Source organism: Micromonospora musae (genome assembly GCF_003626545.1).
In the GTDB taxonomy this organism is placed as follows: Bacteria; Actinomycetota; Actinomycetes; order Mycobacteriales; family Micromonosporaceae; genus Micromonospora; species Micromonospora musae.
Map to the genome: position 1 here is coordinate 142,765 of NZ_RAZS01000005.1, position 14,067 is coordinate 156,831.

15 protein-coding genes are annotated in these 14,067 nt (G+C 73.0%); all 15 read right to left on the bottom strand.

Annotation, left to right across the window (positions count from 1 at the left end; translation table 11 throughout):
- Positions 1 to 63: 63 nt before the first annotated feature.
- On the bottom strand, positions 64 to 1,008 hold the full coding sequence (locus tag D7147_RS15385) for an RluA family pseudouridine synthase (protein ID WP_120678139.1): 945 nt from the start codon (positions 1,006 to 1,008) through the stop codon (positions 64 to 66).
- Positions 1,005 to 1,616, bottom strand: coding sequence for a signal peptidase II (gene lspA, locus D7147_RS15390; protein WP_120678142.1), 612 nt, complete (start codon positions 1,614 to 1,616; stop codon positions 1,005 to 1,007). The genes D7147_RS15385 and lspA overlap by 4 nt, the downstream gene beginning before the upstream one ends.
- A 61-nt stretch (positions 1,617 to 1,677) precedes the next feature.
- Positions 1,678 to 2,097, bottom strand: coding sequence for a TraR/DksA family transcriptional regulator (locus tag D7147_RS15395; RefSeq protein WP_120678144.1), 420 nt, complete (start codon positions 2,095 to 2,097; stop codon positions 1,678 to 1,680).
- Positions 2,098 to 2,322: 225 nt separating this feature from the next.
- Entirely contained in the window at positions 2,323 to 3,822 is a 1,500-nt protein-coding gene (locus D7147_RS15400; protein ID WP_120678147.1) for a potassium/proton antiporter, read from the bottom strand.
- Between the two features lie 22 nt (positions 3,823 to 3,844).
- Complete coding sequence (locus D7147_RS15405) at positions 3,845 to 4,156, bottom strand: DUF167 domain-containing protein (protein WP_120678153.1); 312 nt, start codon at positions 4,154 to 4,156, stop codon at positions 3,845 to 3,847.
- A 6-nt stretch (positions 4,157 to 4,162) separates the two neighbouring features.
- Positions 4,163 to 4,783, bottom strand: coding sequence for a hypothetical protein (locus D7147_RS15410; protein WP_120678156.1), 621 nt, complete (start codon positions 4,781 to 4,783; stop codon positions 4,163 to 4,165).
- Positions 4,784 to 4,854: 71 nt separating this feature from the next.
- A complete protein-coding gene (locus tag D7147_RS15415) occupies positions 4,855 to 5,664 on the bottom strand; it encodes a DivIVA domain-containing protein (RefSeq protein ID WP_120678159.1) in 810 nt (269 codons plus the stop codon).
- A 44-nt stretch (positions 5,665 to 5,708) separates the two neighbouring features.
- Complete coding sequence (locus D7147_RS15420; protein WP_120678161.1) at positions 5,709 to 6,014, bottom strand: YggT family protein; 306 nt, start codon at positions 6,012 to 6,014, stop codon at positions 5,709 to 5,711.
- A gap of 30 nt (positions 6,015 to 6,044) precedes the next feature.
- Positions 6,045 to 6,734, bottom strand: a complete 690-nt coding sequence (locus D7147_RS15425) for a cell division protein SepF (protein WP_120678163.1) — start codon at positions 6,732 to 6,734, stop codon at positions 6,045 to 6,047.
- A gap of 192 nt (positions 6,735 to 6,926) precedes the next feature.
- Positions 6,927 to 7,670, bottom strand: a complete 744-nt coding sequence (locus D7147_RS15430; RefSeq protein WP_120678165.1) for a YggS family pyridoxal phosphate-dependent enzyme — start codon at positions 7,668 to 7,670, stop codon at positions 6,927 to 6,929.
- 9 nt (positions 7,671 to 7,679) lie between these two features.
- Positions 7,680 to 8,795, bottom strand: a complete 1,116-nt coding sequence (ftsZ, locus tag D7147_RS15435; protein ID WP_120678167.1) for a cell division protein FtsZ — start codon at positions 8,793 to 8,795, stop codon at positions 7,680 to 7,682.
- Positions 8,796 to 9,050: 255 nt separating this feature from the next.
- A complete protein-coding gene (locus D7147_RS15440) occupies positions 9,051 to 9,866 on the bottom strand; it encodes a cell division protein FtsQ/DivIB (RefSeq protein WP_120678169.1) in 816 nt (271 codons plus the stop codon).
- The gene (gene murC, locus D7147_RS15445) at positions 9,863 to 11,434 is read right to left on the bottom strand and encodes a UDP-N-acetylmuramate--L-alanine ligase (RefSeq protein ID WP_120678171.1); all 1,572 of its coding nucleotides are present in this window, start codon (positions 11,432 to 11,434) and stop codon (positions 9,863 to 9,865) included. Before murC ends, D7147_RS15440 begins: the two co-directional genes overlap by 4 nt.
- Positions 11,434 to 12,537: an undecaprenyldiphospho-muramoylpentapeptide beta-N-acetylglucosaminyltransferase gene (gene murG / locus D7147_RS15450; RefSeq protein ID WP_120678173.1), complete on the bottom strand. Its 1,104-nt coding sequence runs from the start codon at positions 12,535 to 12,537 to the stop codon at positions 11,434 to 11,436. The genes murC and murG overlap by 1 nt, the downstream gene beginning before the upstream one ends.
- Complete coding sequence (locus tag D7147_RS15455) at positions 12,537 to 13,916, bottom strand: FtsW/RodA/SpoVE family cell cycle protein (protein ID WP_120678892.1); 1,380 nt, start codon at positions 13,914 to 13,916, stop codon at positions 12,537 to 12,539. The genes murG and D7147_RS15455 overlap by 1 nt, the downstream gene beginning before the upstream one ends.
- Positions 13,917 to 14,067 lie beyond the last annotated feature (151 nt).

Consider the following 14,067-nt stretch of genomic DNA (forward strand, 5'->3'; position numbering starts at 1 on the left):
ATCTCCAACGCCGCCGGTCGTCGGCTGGGCCCGCCGCAGCCGCCGCAGGGTTCCGACAGTCTCTCAGTCGCGCAGGATCCGGAGCGCGCGTTCCAGGTCGTCAGGGTAGTCGCTGACGAAGCGGACCTGCTCCCCCGTTCGGGGGTGCAGGAAGCTCAGTTCGCGGGCGTGCAGCCACTGCCGGTCGAGCCGCAGCCGGGCCGAGAGGGTGGGGTCGGCGCCGTAGGTGAGATCGCCCACGCAGGGGTGGCGCAGGGTGGAGAGGTGCACCCGGATCTGGTGGGTACGACCGGTCTCCAGCCGGACGTCGAGCAGGCTGGCCGCCGGGAACGCCTCCAGGGTGTCGTAGTGGGTGATGCTCGGCTTGCCGCCCGAGACCACCGCCCACCGGTAGTCGTGGGTGGGGTGCCGGTCGATCGGGGCGTCGACGGTGCCGCGCAGCGGGTCCAGGTGTCCCTGCACCACGGCGTGGTAGCGCTTCTCCACGTCGCGGTACTTGAACGCCCGCTTCAACGCGCTGTAGGCGTGCTCGCTCTTGGCCACCACCATGACCCCGGTGGTGCCCACGTCCAGCCGGTGCACCACGCCCTGCCGCTCGGCCGCGCCGCTGGTGGAGATGCGGTGGCCGATGGCGGCCAGCGCGCCGATCACGGTGGGGCCGGTCCAGCCGGGGCTCGGGTGGGCGGCGACGCCCACCGGCTTGTCCACCACCACGATGTCGTCGTCGGCGTAGACGACCCGCAGGCCGGGCACCGCCTGGGGCACCACGGTCGGCGGCGCGGGCGGGGCGGGCAGGGTCACCTCCAGCCACGAGCCGGCCTTGACCTTGTGCGAGTTGGGACGGGCCGCGCCGTCGACGAGCGCGTCCCCGGCGTCCACCAGCGCCGCCGCGGCGGTGCGGGACAGGCCGAAGAGCCGCGAGACCGCCTGGTCCAGCCGCATGCCGTCGAGGCCGTCCGGCACGGGGAGCGACCGGTGCCCGCCTCCGCCGGCGAATGCCGAAGTCATGCGCGCTCCCGCTGCTCGGTGACGGTCGCCGGGTCCGCCGCCGGGCGGCCGTCCCGGCCGACCCGGCCGCCGTCGCGCTGGCGTCCGGTGAGCTCCAGCAGCACGGCGAGGATGACGCCGCAGACCAACGAGCTGTCGGCCAGGTTGAACACGGGGAAGTACTCGCCGAACGGACCGAAGACACTGATCATGTCGACCACGTGGCCGACGAAGTGCCCGGGGGCGCGGAAGATCCGGTCCATGAGGTTGCCGAGCGCCCCGCCCAGCACGAGCCCCAGTGAGATCGCCCAGGGGACGGAGCGCAGCCGCAGCGCCATCCAGACGATCCAGCCGATCACCGCGATGGTGATCAGCGGGAAGACCCAGGTGTGGTCGGAGCCGATGCTCCACGCGGCGCCGCTGTTGCGGATCAGGTTGAGGTAGATGAGCCCGCCGAGCAGCCGCAGCGGCTCCCGGTCGGTGAGGTGGACCAGCGCCAGGTGCTTGGTGAGCAGGTCCAGCAGCAGGGCTGCCAGCCCTGTGCCGGCGAGGATGGCGACGGCTCCCGGCCGGGCCCTCCGGCGGACCGGTTCGTCACTGCCGGTTCCGGCGGACGGTGCTTCGCTCATCTGCTCCCCATCGACTCGGCGGTGATCGCTCACCGTCTTCTTCGCCGCCGGGGAGCGGACCTCAGCGCCGCTCCTCCAGCTGCTTGCAGGTCACGCAGAGGGTGGCCGACGGGAAGGCGGCGAGCCGCTCCACCGGGATCGGGTTGCCGCACCGCTCGCACCAGCCGTAGCTGCCCTTGTCGAGCCGCTCCAGCGCCCGTTCGACCTGCGTGATCCGTTCCAGGATGCTGTTGGCGAGGGAGATCTCCTGCTCCCGCTCGAACGTCTTGGTCCCGGTGTCGGCCTGGTCGTCCCCGGCCGAGTCGGTCAGCCGATCGCGCTGCAGCTCGGTGATCTCGCTCAGCGTCTGATCGTACTCGGCGCGCAGCTCGTCCCGCCGCGCCGCCAGAGCGGCCCGGATCTTCTCGGTCTCCGCGGCACTGCGGGCGGGCTTCGCCGGCGCCTTGCGGCCGGCGGTCCTGGTCTCGGCTGGCTTCGCCATGGGTCGCTCCCTAGGCTGCGGAACCGCGGCGATCCGCGGAACCTGGACAGGGGGTACCGATCCGGCGACCCCCAGGTACGAAAAGGGGCGCGCGGCTACGACCGCCGCGCACTCCAGAGGTTGGCAAGAATACGGAACGTACAGGCGTCCGACAACGTGCCGCACCGACGCACCACTATTCAGCCCCAAGCCCCACCTAACTGGGGCAAAAGGAACGCTAGCAGATCAATCGTCGCGGTCGTCGCCGTACTCGCCAAACCACCGGGCCAGCCGACCCCGCCGACTGACCGCCCGCAGCCGCCGCTCCGCCTCGTCCCGCGCGCCCGCCGTAGCGACGATCAACAAGCTGTCGCCGGCCTTGAGCCGGGTGTCCTGGCGCGGCACGAAACCCACCCCGTCCCGCAGCACCAGCGTCACCGACGCCCCCTGCGGCAGCCGCAGCTCGTCGATGTGCACCCCGGCCAGGCGGGACCCCTCCGGCACCTCCAGCTGCAGCAGATCGGCCCGCATCCGTTCCAGCGGCGCCGTCTCGACGTGCACCTCCGCGGCCTCGGCCGGCGCGGTCACGCCGAGGCGGCGGGCCACCGGCGCCAACGTGGTGGTCTGCAGCACCGTGAAGATCACCACCAGCACGAAGACGGCGTCGAAGAGCCGGTCCGCGCCGGGCACCCGCTCGGAGAGCGGAATGGTGGCCAGCACGATCGGCACCGCGCCGCGCAGCCCGGCCCAGGAGAGGAAGGCCTGCTCGCGCAGACCGACCCGGAACGGCAGCGCGGAGACCACCACCGACAGCGGCCGGGCCGCCAGCACCAGGGCCAGCCCGGTCACCACCGCAGGAAGCACCGCCGCGTCCAGCCGGCCCGGCGACGCCAGCAGACCCAGCAGCACGAAGAGACCGATCTGGGCCAGCCAGGCCAGCCCGTCGGCGAAGCCGAGGATGGCCTGCCGGTGCGGCAGGCGGGCGTTGCCGAGCAGCACCCCGGCCACGTAGACGGCGAGGAAACCGGAGGCGTGCAGCACCGCCCCGGCCGCGTACGCCAGCACGGTGAAGCCCACCACCGCGATCGGGTACAGCCCCGCCGACGGCAGCGCCGCCCGGCGCAGCGTCCACCGCCCGGCGAGCCCGGCCCCGACACCGACCGCCGCGCCGACGATCAGCTCGTAACCCACCAGGCCGACCTCGTACCACCACGGATGCCCGGCGCTCTCCACCGAGAGCAGCACCACGAGCAGCACCACCGGGGCGTCGTTCATGCCGGACTCGGCCTCCAGCGAGGCCACCAGCCGGGGCGGCAGGCGCAGCCGGCGCAGGGTCGCGAACACCGCCGCCGCGTCGGTGGAGGAGAGCACCGCGCCGTAGAGCAGCGCCAGCCGCCACTCGAGCCCGAGCAGGAAGTGAACGGCGACCCCGACCACCACGATGCTGACGATCACCCCGACCGTCGCCAACACGGCGGAGAGCCCGAGCACCGGGCGGAGCGTGCTCCAGCGCGCGGTGAGCCCGCCCTCCGCGATGATCACGATGAGCGCGCAGAAGCCGAGGGTACGGGTGAGCGTGGCGTCCTCGAACTGGATGCCCAGCCCGGCCTCACCGATCGCGACGCCCAGCGCCAGGTAGACCAGGAGGCTCGGCACCCCGAGACGGCTGGAAAGCCGTACCGCGCCGACCGCGATCAGCAGCACGGCGGCGCCGACGAGCAGCGCGAGGTCCAGCCCGGGCGTCACGATCGCCCAGCCCGGCAGCTCCTCACTCGCCGGATCCGTCGCGCAGCCGGCGCAGCAGTTCGGGCAGCGCCGGGCCGGGCCGTTCGATGAGGAAGAGCTTGTCGCGGCTGGCCGCGCCGGCGCGCAGCGAAACCGCCGAGGGGCGGACGTCGAGCGCCCCGGCGAGTGCCCGGCGGGCGGCCTCGGTGGCCCGGCCGTCGACCGCCGGCGCGTTCACGGCGATGACCAGTGCGGGCCCGTGCGGGCCGTCGAACCGGCCGCCGACCCGCGACCGGGCGGCGCCGGGCTTGACCCGGACGGCCACGGTGAGCCTGTCGGGCGCGGGCACCGGCATCCTCGCTCAGCTCGGCCGGATGTCGGCGAGCAACGCGGTGGCCGGCGTGCATCGGGCGCACGGGGTGAAGCCGAGCTCGACCGCCTCCGCCGCCGGCAGCGGCTCGTGCGCTCGTTCGACCAGATGGGCGCAGTCGGCCAGGTGGTAGCGGGGACGACCGTCGACCACGTGGACCTCGTCGAAGAGCCGGGCCACCCGCGACGCCTCGGCGGGCGTCACGGGCTGGGCTCCGGGTTCGTCGTCGTACGCTCCCGCGGGGCCGGTGGCCGGCGGGGGCGACTCGTCGTCGGCGGGCGGGACGGGCGTTTGCCGCCACCCGTCGCCGCTGCCGACTGTCGAGGGAACATGCTGGACCGGGATCTCCGGCTCGACCGGCGCCGGACCGTACGCCACGTCCGGGGCTACCGGTTCGGCCGGCCGGGTCTCGTCCGGCTTCCGCCGGTCGTCCCGGACCGGATCCGCCGTCGCCCGGGTGACGGCGGCCTGGCGGGCACCCACCACCAACGCGACGGCGGCCAGCAGACTGGCCGCGATCGAGATGATCAACATCGGGCTGGAGCCGCCGGCGAGACCCGCCACCAGCAGCGCCACAGCGACGAGGATGAGCACAAGGCTTGCGACTATCACGGGCTCACCCCCGCCGCGTCGTACGGTCCAGGTGGTCGGCGACCGTCACGCTGACGGCCGCCGACCGAAGATCAGCGACCGGCCTCGAGAGCGCCGGAGCGACCGCCACCGTAGGAGCTGGCGAGACCAGCGGTGGCCAGCCCGTTACCGCCCGCGACGCGACCGCTCTCGGAGCGGGTCATCTCGGCCTCCAGGCCCTGACCGCGGCCGTCGAGGTCGCGCAGCTGGCTCTCCAGGTAGGCCTTGAGGCGGGTGCGGTACTCGCGCTCGAACTGCTTGAGCTCCTCGATGTGCTTCTGCAGCGCGGTGCGCTTGGCGTCCAGGCCGCCCATGGCCTCCTGGTGCCGCTGGCGGGCGTCCCGCTCGAGCGCGTCGGCCTTCGCCCGCGCCTCCCGGGTCACCTCCTCGGCCTTCGACCGAGCCTCGGCGAGGACCTGGTCGGCCTCGCGCTGGGCGGCGGTGACGTGGTCGTCAGCCGTCCGCTGGGCCATCATCAGCACCCGCAGGGCCTGCTGCTCACCGTCACCGACGGCGGCGGCAGCGGCAACGCCGCCGGCGGCCCGCACCTGCTCCAGCTCGGCCTGCATCGCACGGGCGGCCTGGTCGGCCGCGGCCTTGTCGCGCTGCACCCGGTCGAGCTGGGCCTTGACGTCGTTGAGCTCCGCCGCGAGGCGGGCGTCACCGCCGGGGCCGGCGGGGGCGCCGCCACGGCCGCCGCGCTCCACCTGGGCGCGCAGCTCGTTGTTCTCCTCGATGAGACGGGCGAGTTCGCGCTCGACCTCGTCCAGGAAGGCGTCGACCTCCTCCTCGTCATACCCCCGCTTGCCGATCGGCGGCTTTTTGAAGGCGACGTTGTGAACGTCGGCCGGGGTCAGCGGCATCGAAACTCCTCGGGTCAGTTGCGGCCGCGAAAGCGCGTCGGTCATCAGGCGGTTGCCAAGATCGACGGCCTCAACACGAACTCCATCAGCACGAACAGGATAACCAGGAGCACAAGGGAGGCCAGGTCGATGCTCACGGTACCAATTCGAAGCGGAGGGATCACACGCCTCAACGCGCTGAGAGGGGGATCAGTGACGCTCCACACGGATTCCAGTCCCGCCGATGCGCCGCGACCCGGTTGCCAACGACGTCCGTACTGCAGCACCGCGCTCAGGACGAACCGGGACAGGAGAAGCAACAGGAAGACATAGAGGACCAGGTACAGAACCTGGAGCAGGATCGACAACACGGCAGGCGACGTCCCTCGGGTCGGGCGGGGTCAACTCAGGCTGAAAAACCCGCCCTCAGCGATCTTGGCCTTGTCCTCCGCGGTGACCTGGACGTTGGCCGGTGAGAGCAGGAACACCCGATTGGTCACGCGCTCGATCGTACCGCGCAGCCCGAACGCCAACCCGGCGGCGAAGTCCACCAGACGGCGGGCGTCCGCCTCGTCCATCTCGGTGAGGTTGATGATCACTGGTACCCCGTCGCGGAAATGCTCGCCGATGGTGCGCGCCTCGCGGTAGGTGGTCGGGTGCAGGGTGGTGATCTGGTAACGCTGCTCCTCGTCGGCGGCGACCGTCCGCTCCCGCGGCGCGGTCTGCGGGGCGAGGGCGAGGTTGTCGCGGGTGTGGTAGGTCAGCGCGCCGGAGGTCTCCCCCGTCGACCGGGTGATCGACCGGACGCTGGACCGCTCGGGGCGCTCCGGGCGCTCCGACTCGGTCCGCTCGGCCTCCGTGGCACGACCACTCGTCCGCTCCGTGAGGCGGCCACGCTCCCCCAGCCGCGGGCGCGGTGCCGGCGGCTCCTCGGCCTCGTCCTCCTCGTCGGCGAACTCCTCCGCGTACCGGCTCTGCCGGTAGCGCGAGTCACGGTAGCCACCCTTGTCGTAGCCACCGTCGTCGTAGGCCCGCTCGTCGTCCTCTTCGACCAGACCGAGCCAGACCCCCGCCTTGCGCAGTGCACCCATCCCGCGCCCTTCCATCCGCCGTGCGGCACGCGCCCCCGTGCCGTGTCGCTGTCGCGAGTGGACCTACCTCTGCCCACCGGACCGGAACGGCAATCCACTGGCACGCGATTCGCGTCGTGTGCCACGACCCCCCGACGACGGGATGCCGCTCCTGAAACAACACCGATGTAATTTGCTTCTTTCGCGGTCAGGCTACCGCAGCGTGGGGCGCATTCCGAGCAACGCGCTACCGACGCGGACATGTGTCGCGCCGTATCTGATCGCGATTTCCAGGTCGCCACTCATACCGGCCGACAGCGCCGTCGCCTCCGGGTGGAGCGTCCGCATCCACTCGGCCACCTCGGCCAGCCGGGCGAAGGCCCGCTCCGGTTCCCAGCCCAGCGGCGCCACGGCCATCAGCCCCGCCAGCCGCAGCGCCGGCGCCGCCGCGATCGCCTCGGCGACCGCGCCCAGCCCGACGTCCGGATCGGCCGAGTCCGGCAGCGCGCCACCGCGTGCCGAGTCGCCGTCGATGCTCACCTGCACCAGCGCGGTCAACGGCCGGTCCCGACCGGCCGCCGCGACGTCCAGCGCCCGGGCCAGCCGGACACTGTCCACCGAGTGCACCGCGTCGGCGTAGCCGACCACCGAACGGGCCTTGTTGCGTTGCAGCCGTCCGACGAAGTGCCAGCGCGGCGTCACCCCGGCCGCCGCGACCTCGGCGGCCTTGGCGGCGGCCTCCTGGTCCCGGTTCTCCCCGACGTCGGTCACGCCGAGTTCGGCCAGCGCCAGCACGTCGACGGCCGGATAGGTCTTCGTCACCGCGATCATGGTGACCTCGGCGCGGTCCCGTCCGGCGGCCGCGCAGGCGTCCGCGATCCGGGAGCGTACCCCGGCGAGCGCGGCCGCCAGTTCGGCACGGCGGTCGGGCCGCACCCTGGTCGAGCTGTCGGTCATCGGTGGCGCTCAGGATCCGTTCTTGAGAAAGTCGGGCACGTCGACGTCGTCGAAGAGTACGCGGCGCGGCGACTGCTGCGGCGCCGGCACGGTCGGCGACGCCGCCACCGGCGGGTTCTGCGGTGCCGGCTGGTTCTGGTTGGTCTTCCGCCCCGGCTCGGCCGCCTTGTACGCGGGCGCCCCACCGTCGAAGCCCGCCGCGATGACGGTCACCCGCACCTCGTCGCCGAGCGCGTCGTCGATGACCGCGCCGAAGATGATGTTCGCGTCCGGGTGGGCCGCGTCGGTGACCAGCTGCGCCGCGTCGTTGATCTCGAACAGACCGAGGTCGGAGCCACCGGCGATGGAGAGCAGCACCCCGCGGGCGCCGTCCATGCTCTGCTCGAGCAGCGGGCTGGAGATCGCCGCCTCGGCCGCCTCCACCGCGCGGTTCTCGCCCCGGGCGCTGCCGATGCCCATCAGCGCGCTGCCCGCGCCGCTCATCACGCTCTTCACGTCGGCGAAGTCGAGGTTGATCAGACCCGGCGTGGTGATCAGGTCGGTGATGCCCTGGACACCGGAGAGGAGCACCTGGTCGGCGGTGCGGAACGCGTCCATCATGCTGATGTTGCGGTCGCCGAGGGCGAGCAGCCGGTCGTTCGGGATGACGATCAGCGTGTCGCACTGGTTGCGCAGCTCGTCGATCCCGGCCTCGGCCTGCACCTGCCGGCGCTTGCCCTCGAACGAGAACGGCCGGGTCACCACGCCGATGGTGAGCGCGCCGAGCTTGCGGGCGATGTTCGCCACCACGGGCGCGCCGCCGGTGCCGGTGCCACCACCCTCACCGCAGGTCACGAAGACCATGTCGGCGCCCTTGAGCACCTCCTCGATCTCGTCGCGGTGGTCCTCGGCGGCGTTCTTGCCGACGTCCGGGTTGGCGCCCGCGCCGAGCCCACGGGTCAGCTCGCGGCCGACGTCGAGCTTCACGTCGGCGTCGCTCATCAGCAGCGCCTGCGCGTCGGTGTTGATCGCGATGAACTCGACGCCCTTGAGCCCAACCTCGATCATTCGGTTGACGGCGTTCACGCCGCCGCCACCGATGCCGACGACCTTGATGACCGCCAGGTAGTTGTGCGGAGGTGTCATCTGAAGGTCCTTTCCCCCTCGAGATTGGCATGGGCCGACCCACACGGCTTGGCCAGGCCAGCGGTCGACGTCGGCAGTCTCCAACGAGGACAAGGGAACGAACCCTCACCCTCTACTAGAGGCTTACAGTTATGTCAACCACTGATCCTCTTCGGGGCAACGTAAGCGTCCTCGCGCCAGGAGCCAAGGACCCGGTCGGCGTGTCGCCGCCGGAGCGGGCCGGGTCACGTCGATCCGACCGGTGCGGGACCGTCGTCACCGGAAGGTGACCACCTCTGGCGCGCTCACGTCGATCGTCCTCGCCCGCTGATCGAGCAGCGCCGTGGCCACCCGCGCCTTCTCCTCGCCCCGGGACGCGTCGCCCCAGATCAGCGTCCGACCACCGGCCAGGCGAAGCTTGATCAGCGCGAGGCTCTCCACTGTGACGTCCACCAGGGAGTCGCGCAGCTCCGGGGTGAGCGCGCCGAGCACCTCCACCGCCGCCCGGGTGCCCGGATCGTCCGCCCCCGGCCGGCTCACCCGCACCAGCGGCAAGCCGTCCGGACGCTCGTCCAGAGTGCGGAACGCGGTGCCGCTGCGGTCGATCACGACGAACCGCTCCCCCTGTGGCACCGCCGCCAACGGGGTGCGCTCCACCACGCGTACGACCAGCGCGCCGGGCCAGTCCCGGGACACCGTCGCCCGCTCCACCGGCGCCAGCGCGCCGATCCGCCCGGCTGTGCCGGCCAGGTCCACCCGGGCCAGCGGGATCCCGTCCGGCACGCCGGCGGCCTCGCGTACCTGCACCGGCGTCACGATCTCGGCGCCCTCCACACGCACCTCGCGCACCCCGAACAGGCCGGTGCCGAGGACGACCCAGGTGATCAGTCCGGCCAGCGCGAGCACCGCCGCGGCGACCGCCCAGGGCAGCGCGGCGCGCATCCGGCGCTGCCGGGCCCGGCGCATGAAGCGCCGGGTCGAGGGCGGCACCGCGTCACTGTCCGCCCGGACCAGCTGCCAGCGCCGGACGACGCGCCCGCGCCGCCCGGCCGCCTCCCCGGTGGTCCTCCCCCGGGCCGGCCCGGGGCTCATCCGCCGGCGGGCGTCGCGCCGTCCGGGGTCACGGCGTCACCGGCGGCCTGACCGCCGCCGGCGGCCGGCGCGCCCGGCACCGTGCCCCCGATGGCCATGCTGCCGCCGGACGCACCGCCCGGGGCCCGCGTCGCCGCCCCGGAGGCGTCCTCCGTACGGGCCAGCAGGGCGTCCAGCAGCTGGTCGCCCATGAGCGAGATGGGCGGCGCGCCCATCGTTACCACCACGTCACCGGGGCGGGCCCGCCGGGCCACCTCCACCGGCGCCGCCTCCCAGGAGTCGACGAAGACCTTCCGCTCCGCCGGCAGCGGCACCGCCTCGATCAGCGCGGCCGAGCCCTCACCGGGCTGGCGCAGCTCACCGGGGCCGAAGACCTCCAGCAGCACCAGCTCGTCGGCGATCGCCAGAGACTGGGCGATCTCCTCCTGCAGGTCCCGGGTGCGGTAGAGCCGGTAGGGCTGGAAGACCACGATCAGCCGGCCGTCCCCCGCCACCTCGCGCAGCGTCTGCAGCGCCAGCGTCATCGAGGTGGGGTGGTAGGCGTACTCGTCGTAGACCAGCACGTCGTCGGCGACGCCCTTGCGCTCGAAGCGCCGGCGCACGCCGGGGAACGCCGCCAGCGCGGCCTCCGCCGCCTCCAGCGGCAGCTCCAGCAGGTACGCCGTGAGCACCGCCGAGGCGCTGTTGAGGCCCATGTGCCGCCCCGGCACCGGCAGGCGGAACTCGCCCAACGACCGTCCGTCGATCGCGGCGAGATAGCGCACGCCCTGCGCCGACGAGGCGATCTCGGTCAGTCGCAGGTCCGCGTCGGCCGACTCACCGTACGTGTGCACCCGGCGCCCCTCGGCGCGCAGCGTCTCCGTCAGCCGTCGCCCGCCCGGGTCGTCGGCGCAGGTGATGATGAACCCGTGCGGGTCGGTGAGCCGGGCGAACTCGACGAACGCCGCCTCCAGCGTCGCGTAGTCGCCGTACGTGTTCAGGTGGTCGGCCTCGACGTTGGTGATGATCGAGACGTACGGGCGGTAGATCAGGAACGAGCGGTCGCTCTCGTCCGCCTCCACCACGAAGTGCTCGCCGGTGCCGTGGTGGGCGCCCGAGCCGACCTCGGAGATCTCGCCACCGATCACGAAGGACGGATCCGTGCCGGCCTGCTGGAGCACCATGGTGACCATCGAGGTCGTGGTGGTCTTGCCGTGCGTGCCGGCGACCGCCACCGCCCGCCGACCGGTCATCGCCGCCGCGAGCGCCTCCGACCGGTGCAGCACCCGCAGGCCACGCCGGCGCGCCTCCACCAGCTCCAGATGGTCCTGGGGGATCGCCGAGGAGTAGACCACCGTGTCGACACCGTCGAGGTTGGTCGCCTCGTGGCTCATGTGGATCGTGCCGCCGAGAGCGCGCAGCCCGGCCAGGGACGGCCACTCCCGCAACTCGCTGCCGGAGACCGGGATGCCGCGGGTGAGGAAGAGCCGGGCCAGGCCGCTCATTCCGACCCCGCCCACGCCGATCAGGTGGATCGTGCCGAGGTCCTCGGCGGTGAGCGTGCCGGCCGGCGTGAACTGCGCGGTCATCAGGCCACCGCCTCCAGGACGTAGTTCAGCAACGCCACGTCGCCGTCGCGCCGCCCGTACGCCGCCGCGGCCGCCCCCATCGCGGCGAGCCGGTGCGGGTCGCGGACCAGCGGGATCACCGTCCGCTCCAGCCAGGCCGGGGTCATCTCGGTGTCGTCGACGAGCAGCCCGCCGCCGGCCTCCACCACGGGCAGCGCGTTGCGCTTCTGCTCCTGGTTGCTGTGCGGGTACGGCACGAAGATCGTGGGCAGGCCGATGGCCGCGACCTCGGCGACGGTCATCGCCCCGCCCCGGGCGAGCATGAGGTCGGCGGCGGCGTAGCCCAGCTCCATCTCGGAGAGATAAGGCAGGGTCACGTACGGCACCGGCAGGTCGGTGGGGATCGGCACCGGCTCGTTGCGGGCACCCATCACGTGCAGCACCTGCACGCCGTTGCGGGCCAGTTCCTTGGCCGCGCCGGCGACCGCGAGGTTGATCGAGCGGGCGCCCGACGAGCCACCGGCGACGAAGAGCACCGGCAGGTCCGGACGGAGCCCGAAGTGGGCCCGGGCGGCGTTGCGCAGCGCGGCCCGGTCCAGCCCGGCGATGCTGCGCCGCAGCGGCACACCGACCACCCGGGCGTCCCGCAACGACTCGGCCTGCTGGGGCTGGTGCGGGAAGCCGACCGCGACGTGCTTGGTGAACTTCATGCCGAGCCGGTTCGCCACCCCCGGCGGCACGTTCACCTCGTGGATGACGATGGGCATCTCCCGGCGCCAGGCGGCGAGGTAGGCCGGCACCGAGACGTACCCGCCGAAGCCGACCACCGCGTCGGCCTGGACCTCGTCGATCACCTTGCCCGCGGCGCGGGCCGCGGTCCACATCCGGCCCGGCGTGCGGACCAGGTTCATGTTGATCGAGCGGGGCAGCTGGTAGGCGGGGATCTGCCGCAGGTCGTAGCCCTGCGGCGGGATCAGGTCGTTCTCCATCCCCCGGGGTGTGCCCAGGCAGGTGATCCGGACGCCGGGGTCGTGTCGGCGCAGGCAGTCGGCGAAGGCGAGCAACGGGTAGACGTGCCCCCCGGTGCCACCTCCCGCGAGCACCACCGAACGCAGCGGACCCATCAGCGTCTCCTCTCGCTCGCCGTCCCGCTCCGCGCCCGGGTCTGCCGGGCGCCGCGGGGTGCGGCCTCTTCGTCGGACCGCCGCTGCCGCGCCCGGGGCACCGGCCCACGGGCAGCCGGAGGCGGCGCCGTCCGGCGACGCCGGCCGGGAAGCGGCGGCAACGGGGCCCAGAGTAGTCGGACCCACCGGGCCGGCGGACGGGCATGGAGGGCTCTGGCCGCATCGGGTTCGGCGCGAGCGAAGGAGGCGAGCATGCCGACCGCCGCGAGCGTGACGACCAGCGCACTTCCACCGTCGGAGATGAACGGCAGCGGCAGACCCGTGATCGGCATCAGCCCGACCACCCCACCGACATTGATGACGGCCTGGCTGACCAGCCAGGTCGTCACCGCGGCGGCGGCGAGCCGGCGGAACGGGTCGTCGACCCGCCGGGCGATCCGCAGCCCGGTGTAGGCGAGCACCGCGAAGAGGGTGAGGATCACCGCGCAGCCGACCACCCCCAGCTCCTCGGCGACGATGGCGAAGATGAAGTCGTTGTGCGCCTCGGGCAGCCAGTCCCATTTCAGGCTGCTCTTGCCGAGCCCGACGCCGAACCAGCCGCCGTGCTCGATCGCGAGCCGCCCCTGGAAGAGCTGGTAGCAGTCGGTCAGCTTGCACTCCTCCGGGTCCGGCGGGTTGAAGAAGGAGATCAAGCGGGCGAGGCGGTAGTTCTCCGCGCCCCGCTCGCCGGAGCCCGCGCCGAGCGACGCGACCGCGATGAGCAGGCCGACGCCGACCAGACCGGCGACCGAGAGCGCGCCGAAGACCCGCAGCCGCACCCCGGCCGCCCAGAGCAGCCCGACGACCAGCGCGAGCAGGCAGATCATGGTGCCCAGGTCGTTGTAGCCGACCAGCACGAAGAGCAGGCCGACCATCGGGACGAGCGGGGTGGCCAGCTCGCGCCACCAGCCGAGCGCCGCGCCCTTGCGGGCGATCACGTGCGCGCCCCAGAGCACCAGCGCGAACTTGGCCAGCTCGGAGGGCTGCACCTGGATCCCGCCGATGAACAGCCAGTTCAGGTACGCCTCGATCGGGCCGATCGAGGCCGAATCCGTTCCGCTCACCCGGGCCCAGGCGACCAGCAGGTTGAGCACGAGCAGCAGCCCGATCGCGGTGAAGAGCAGCGGCCGGCCGAGCGCCCGGTAGGTCGTGGCGGGCAGCCGCTGGCAGGCCCAGAAGGCGCCCACCCCGATCACGGCGAAGATCGCCTGCTTGACCACCGAGGCCGTGGCGTTGCCGTCCTCGGCGTAGTCCTTCACGCTGGTCGCGGAGAAGACCATGGTCAGGCCGATCAGCAGCAGCAGGCCGGCGCTGGAGATCAGCAGATAGTAGGAGGCCATCGGGCGGTCCAGCAGCCCGCGCAGCGCCGCGAGGCCGCCGGCCGCGTCCAGCCCGCGCGGTAGCGCCGGGGTGTCGTCCGGCCCCCGCGCCGTGGCGGCCGCCTCGGTCGTACGCCCGCCACCCGGCTCCCGCCGGGGCCGGGCCTTGCTG

Excerpts from the sequence above, each read along its gene's own strand:
- D7147_RS15385 (WP_120678139.1), bottom strand. The coding sequence starts at position 1,008 with ATGACTTCGGCATTCGCCGGCGGAGGCGGGCACCGGTCGCTCCCCGTG.
- murC (WP_120678171.1), bottom strand. The coding sequence starts at position 11,434 with ATGACCGCGCAGTTCACGCCGGCCGGCACGCTCACCGCCGAGGACCTC.
- D7147_RS15440 (WP_120678169.1), bottom strand. The coding sequence starts at position 9,866 with ATGAGCCCCGGGCCGGCCCGGGGGAGGACCACCGGGGAGGCGGCCGGG.
- D7147_RS15405 (WP_120678153.1), bottom strand. The coding sequence starts at position 4,156 with ATGCCGGTGCCCGCGCCCGACAGGCTCACCGTGGCCGTCCGGGTCAAG.
- D7147_RS15415 (WP_120678159.1), bottom strand. The coding sequence starts at position 5,664 with ATGCCGCTGACCCCGGCCGACGTTCACAACGTCGCCTTCAAAAAGCCG.
- lspA (WP_120678142.1), bottom strand. The coding sequence starts at position 1,616 with ATGAGCGAAGCACCGTCCGCCGGAACCGGCAGTGACGAACCGGTCCGC.
- ftsZ (WP_120678167.1), bottom strand. The coding sequence starts at position 8,795 with ATGACACCTCCGCACAACTACCTGGCGGTCATCAAGGTCGTCGGCATC.
- D7147_RS15425 (WP_120678163.1), bottom strand. The coding sequence starts at position 6,734 with ATGGGTGCACTGCGCAAGGCGGGGGTCTGGCTCGGTCTGGTCGAAGAG.
- D7147_RS15430 (WP_120678165.1), bottom strand. The coding sequence starts at position 7,670 with ATGACCGACAGCTCGACCAGGGTGCGGCCCGACCGCCGTGCCGAACTG.
- D7147_RS15455 (WP_120678892.1), bottom strand. The coding sequence starts at position 13,916 with ATGGCCTCCTACTATCTGCTGATCTCCAGCGCCGGCCTGCTGCTGCTG.
- D7147_RS15395 (WP_120678144.1), bottom strand. The coding sequence starts at position 2,097 with ATGGCGAAGCCAGCCGAGACCAGGACCGCCGGCCGCAAGGCGCCGGCG.
- murG (WP_120678173.1), bottom strand. The coding sequence starts at position 12,537 with ATGGGTCCGCTGCGTTCGGTGGTGCTCGCGGGAGGTGGCACCGGGGGG.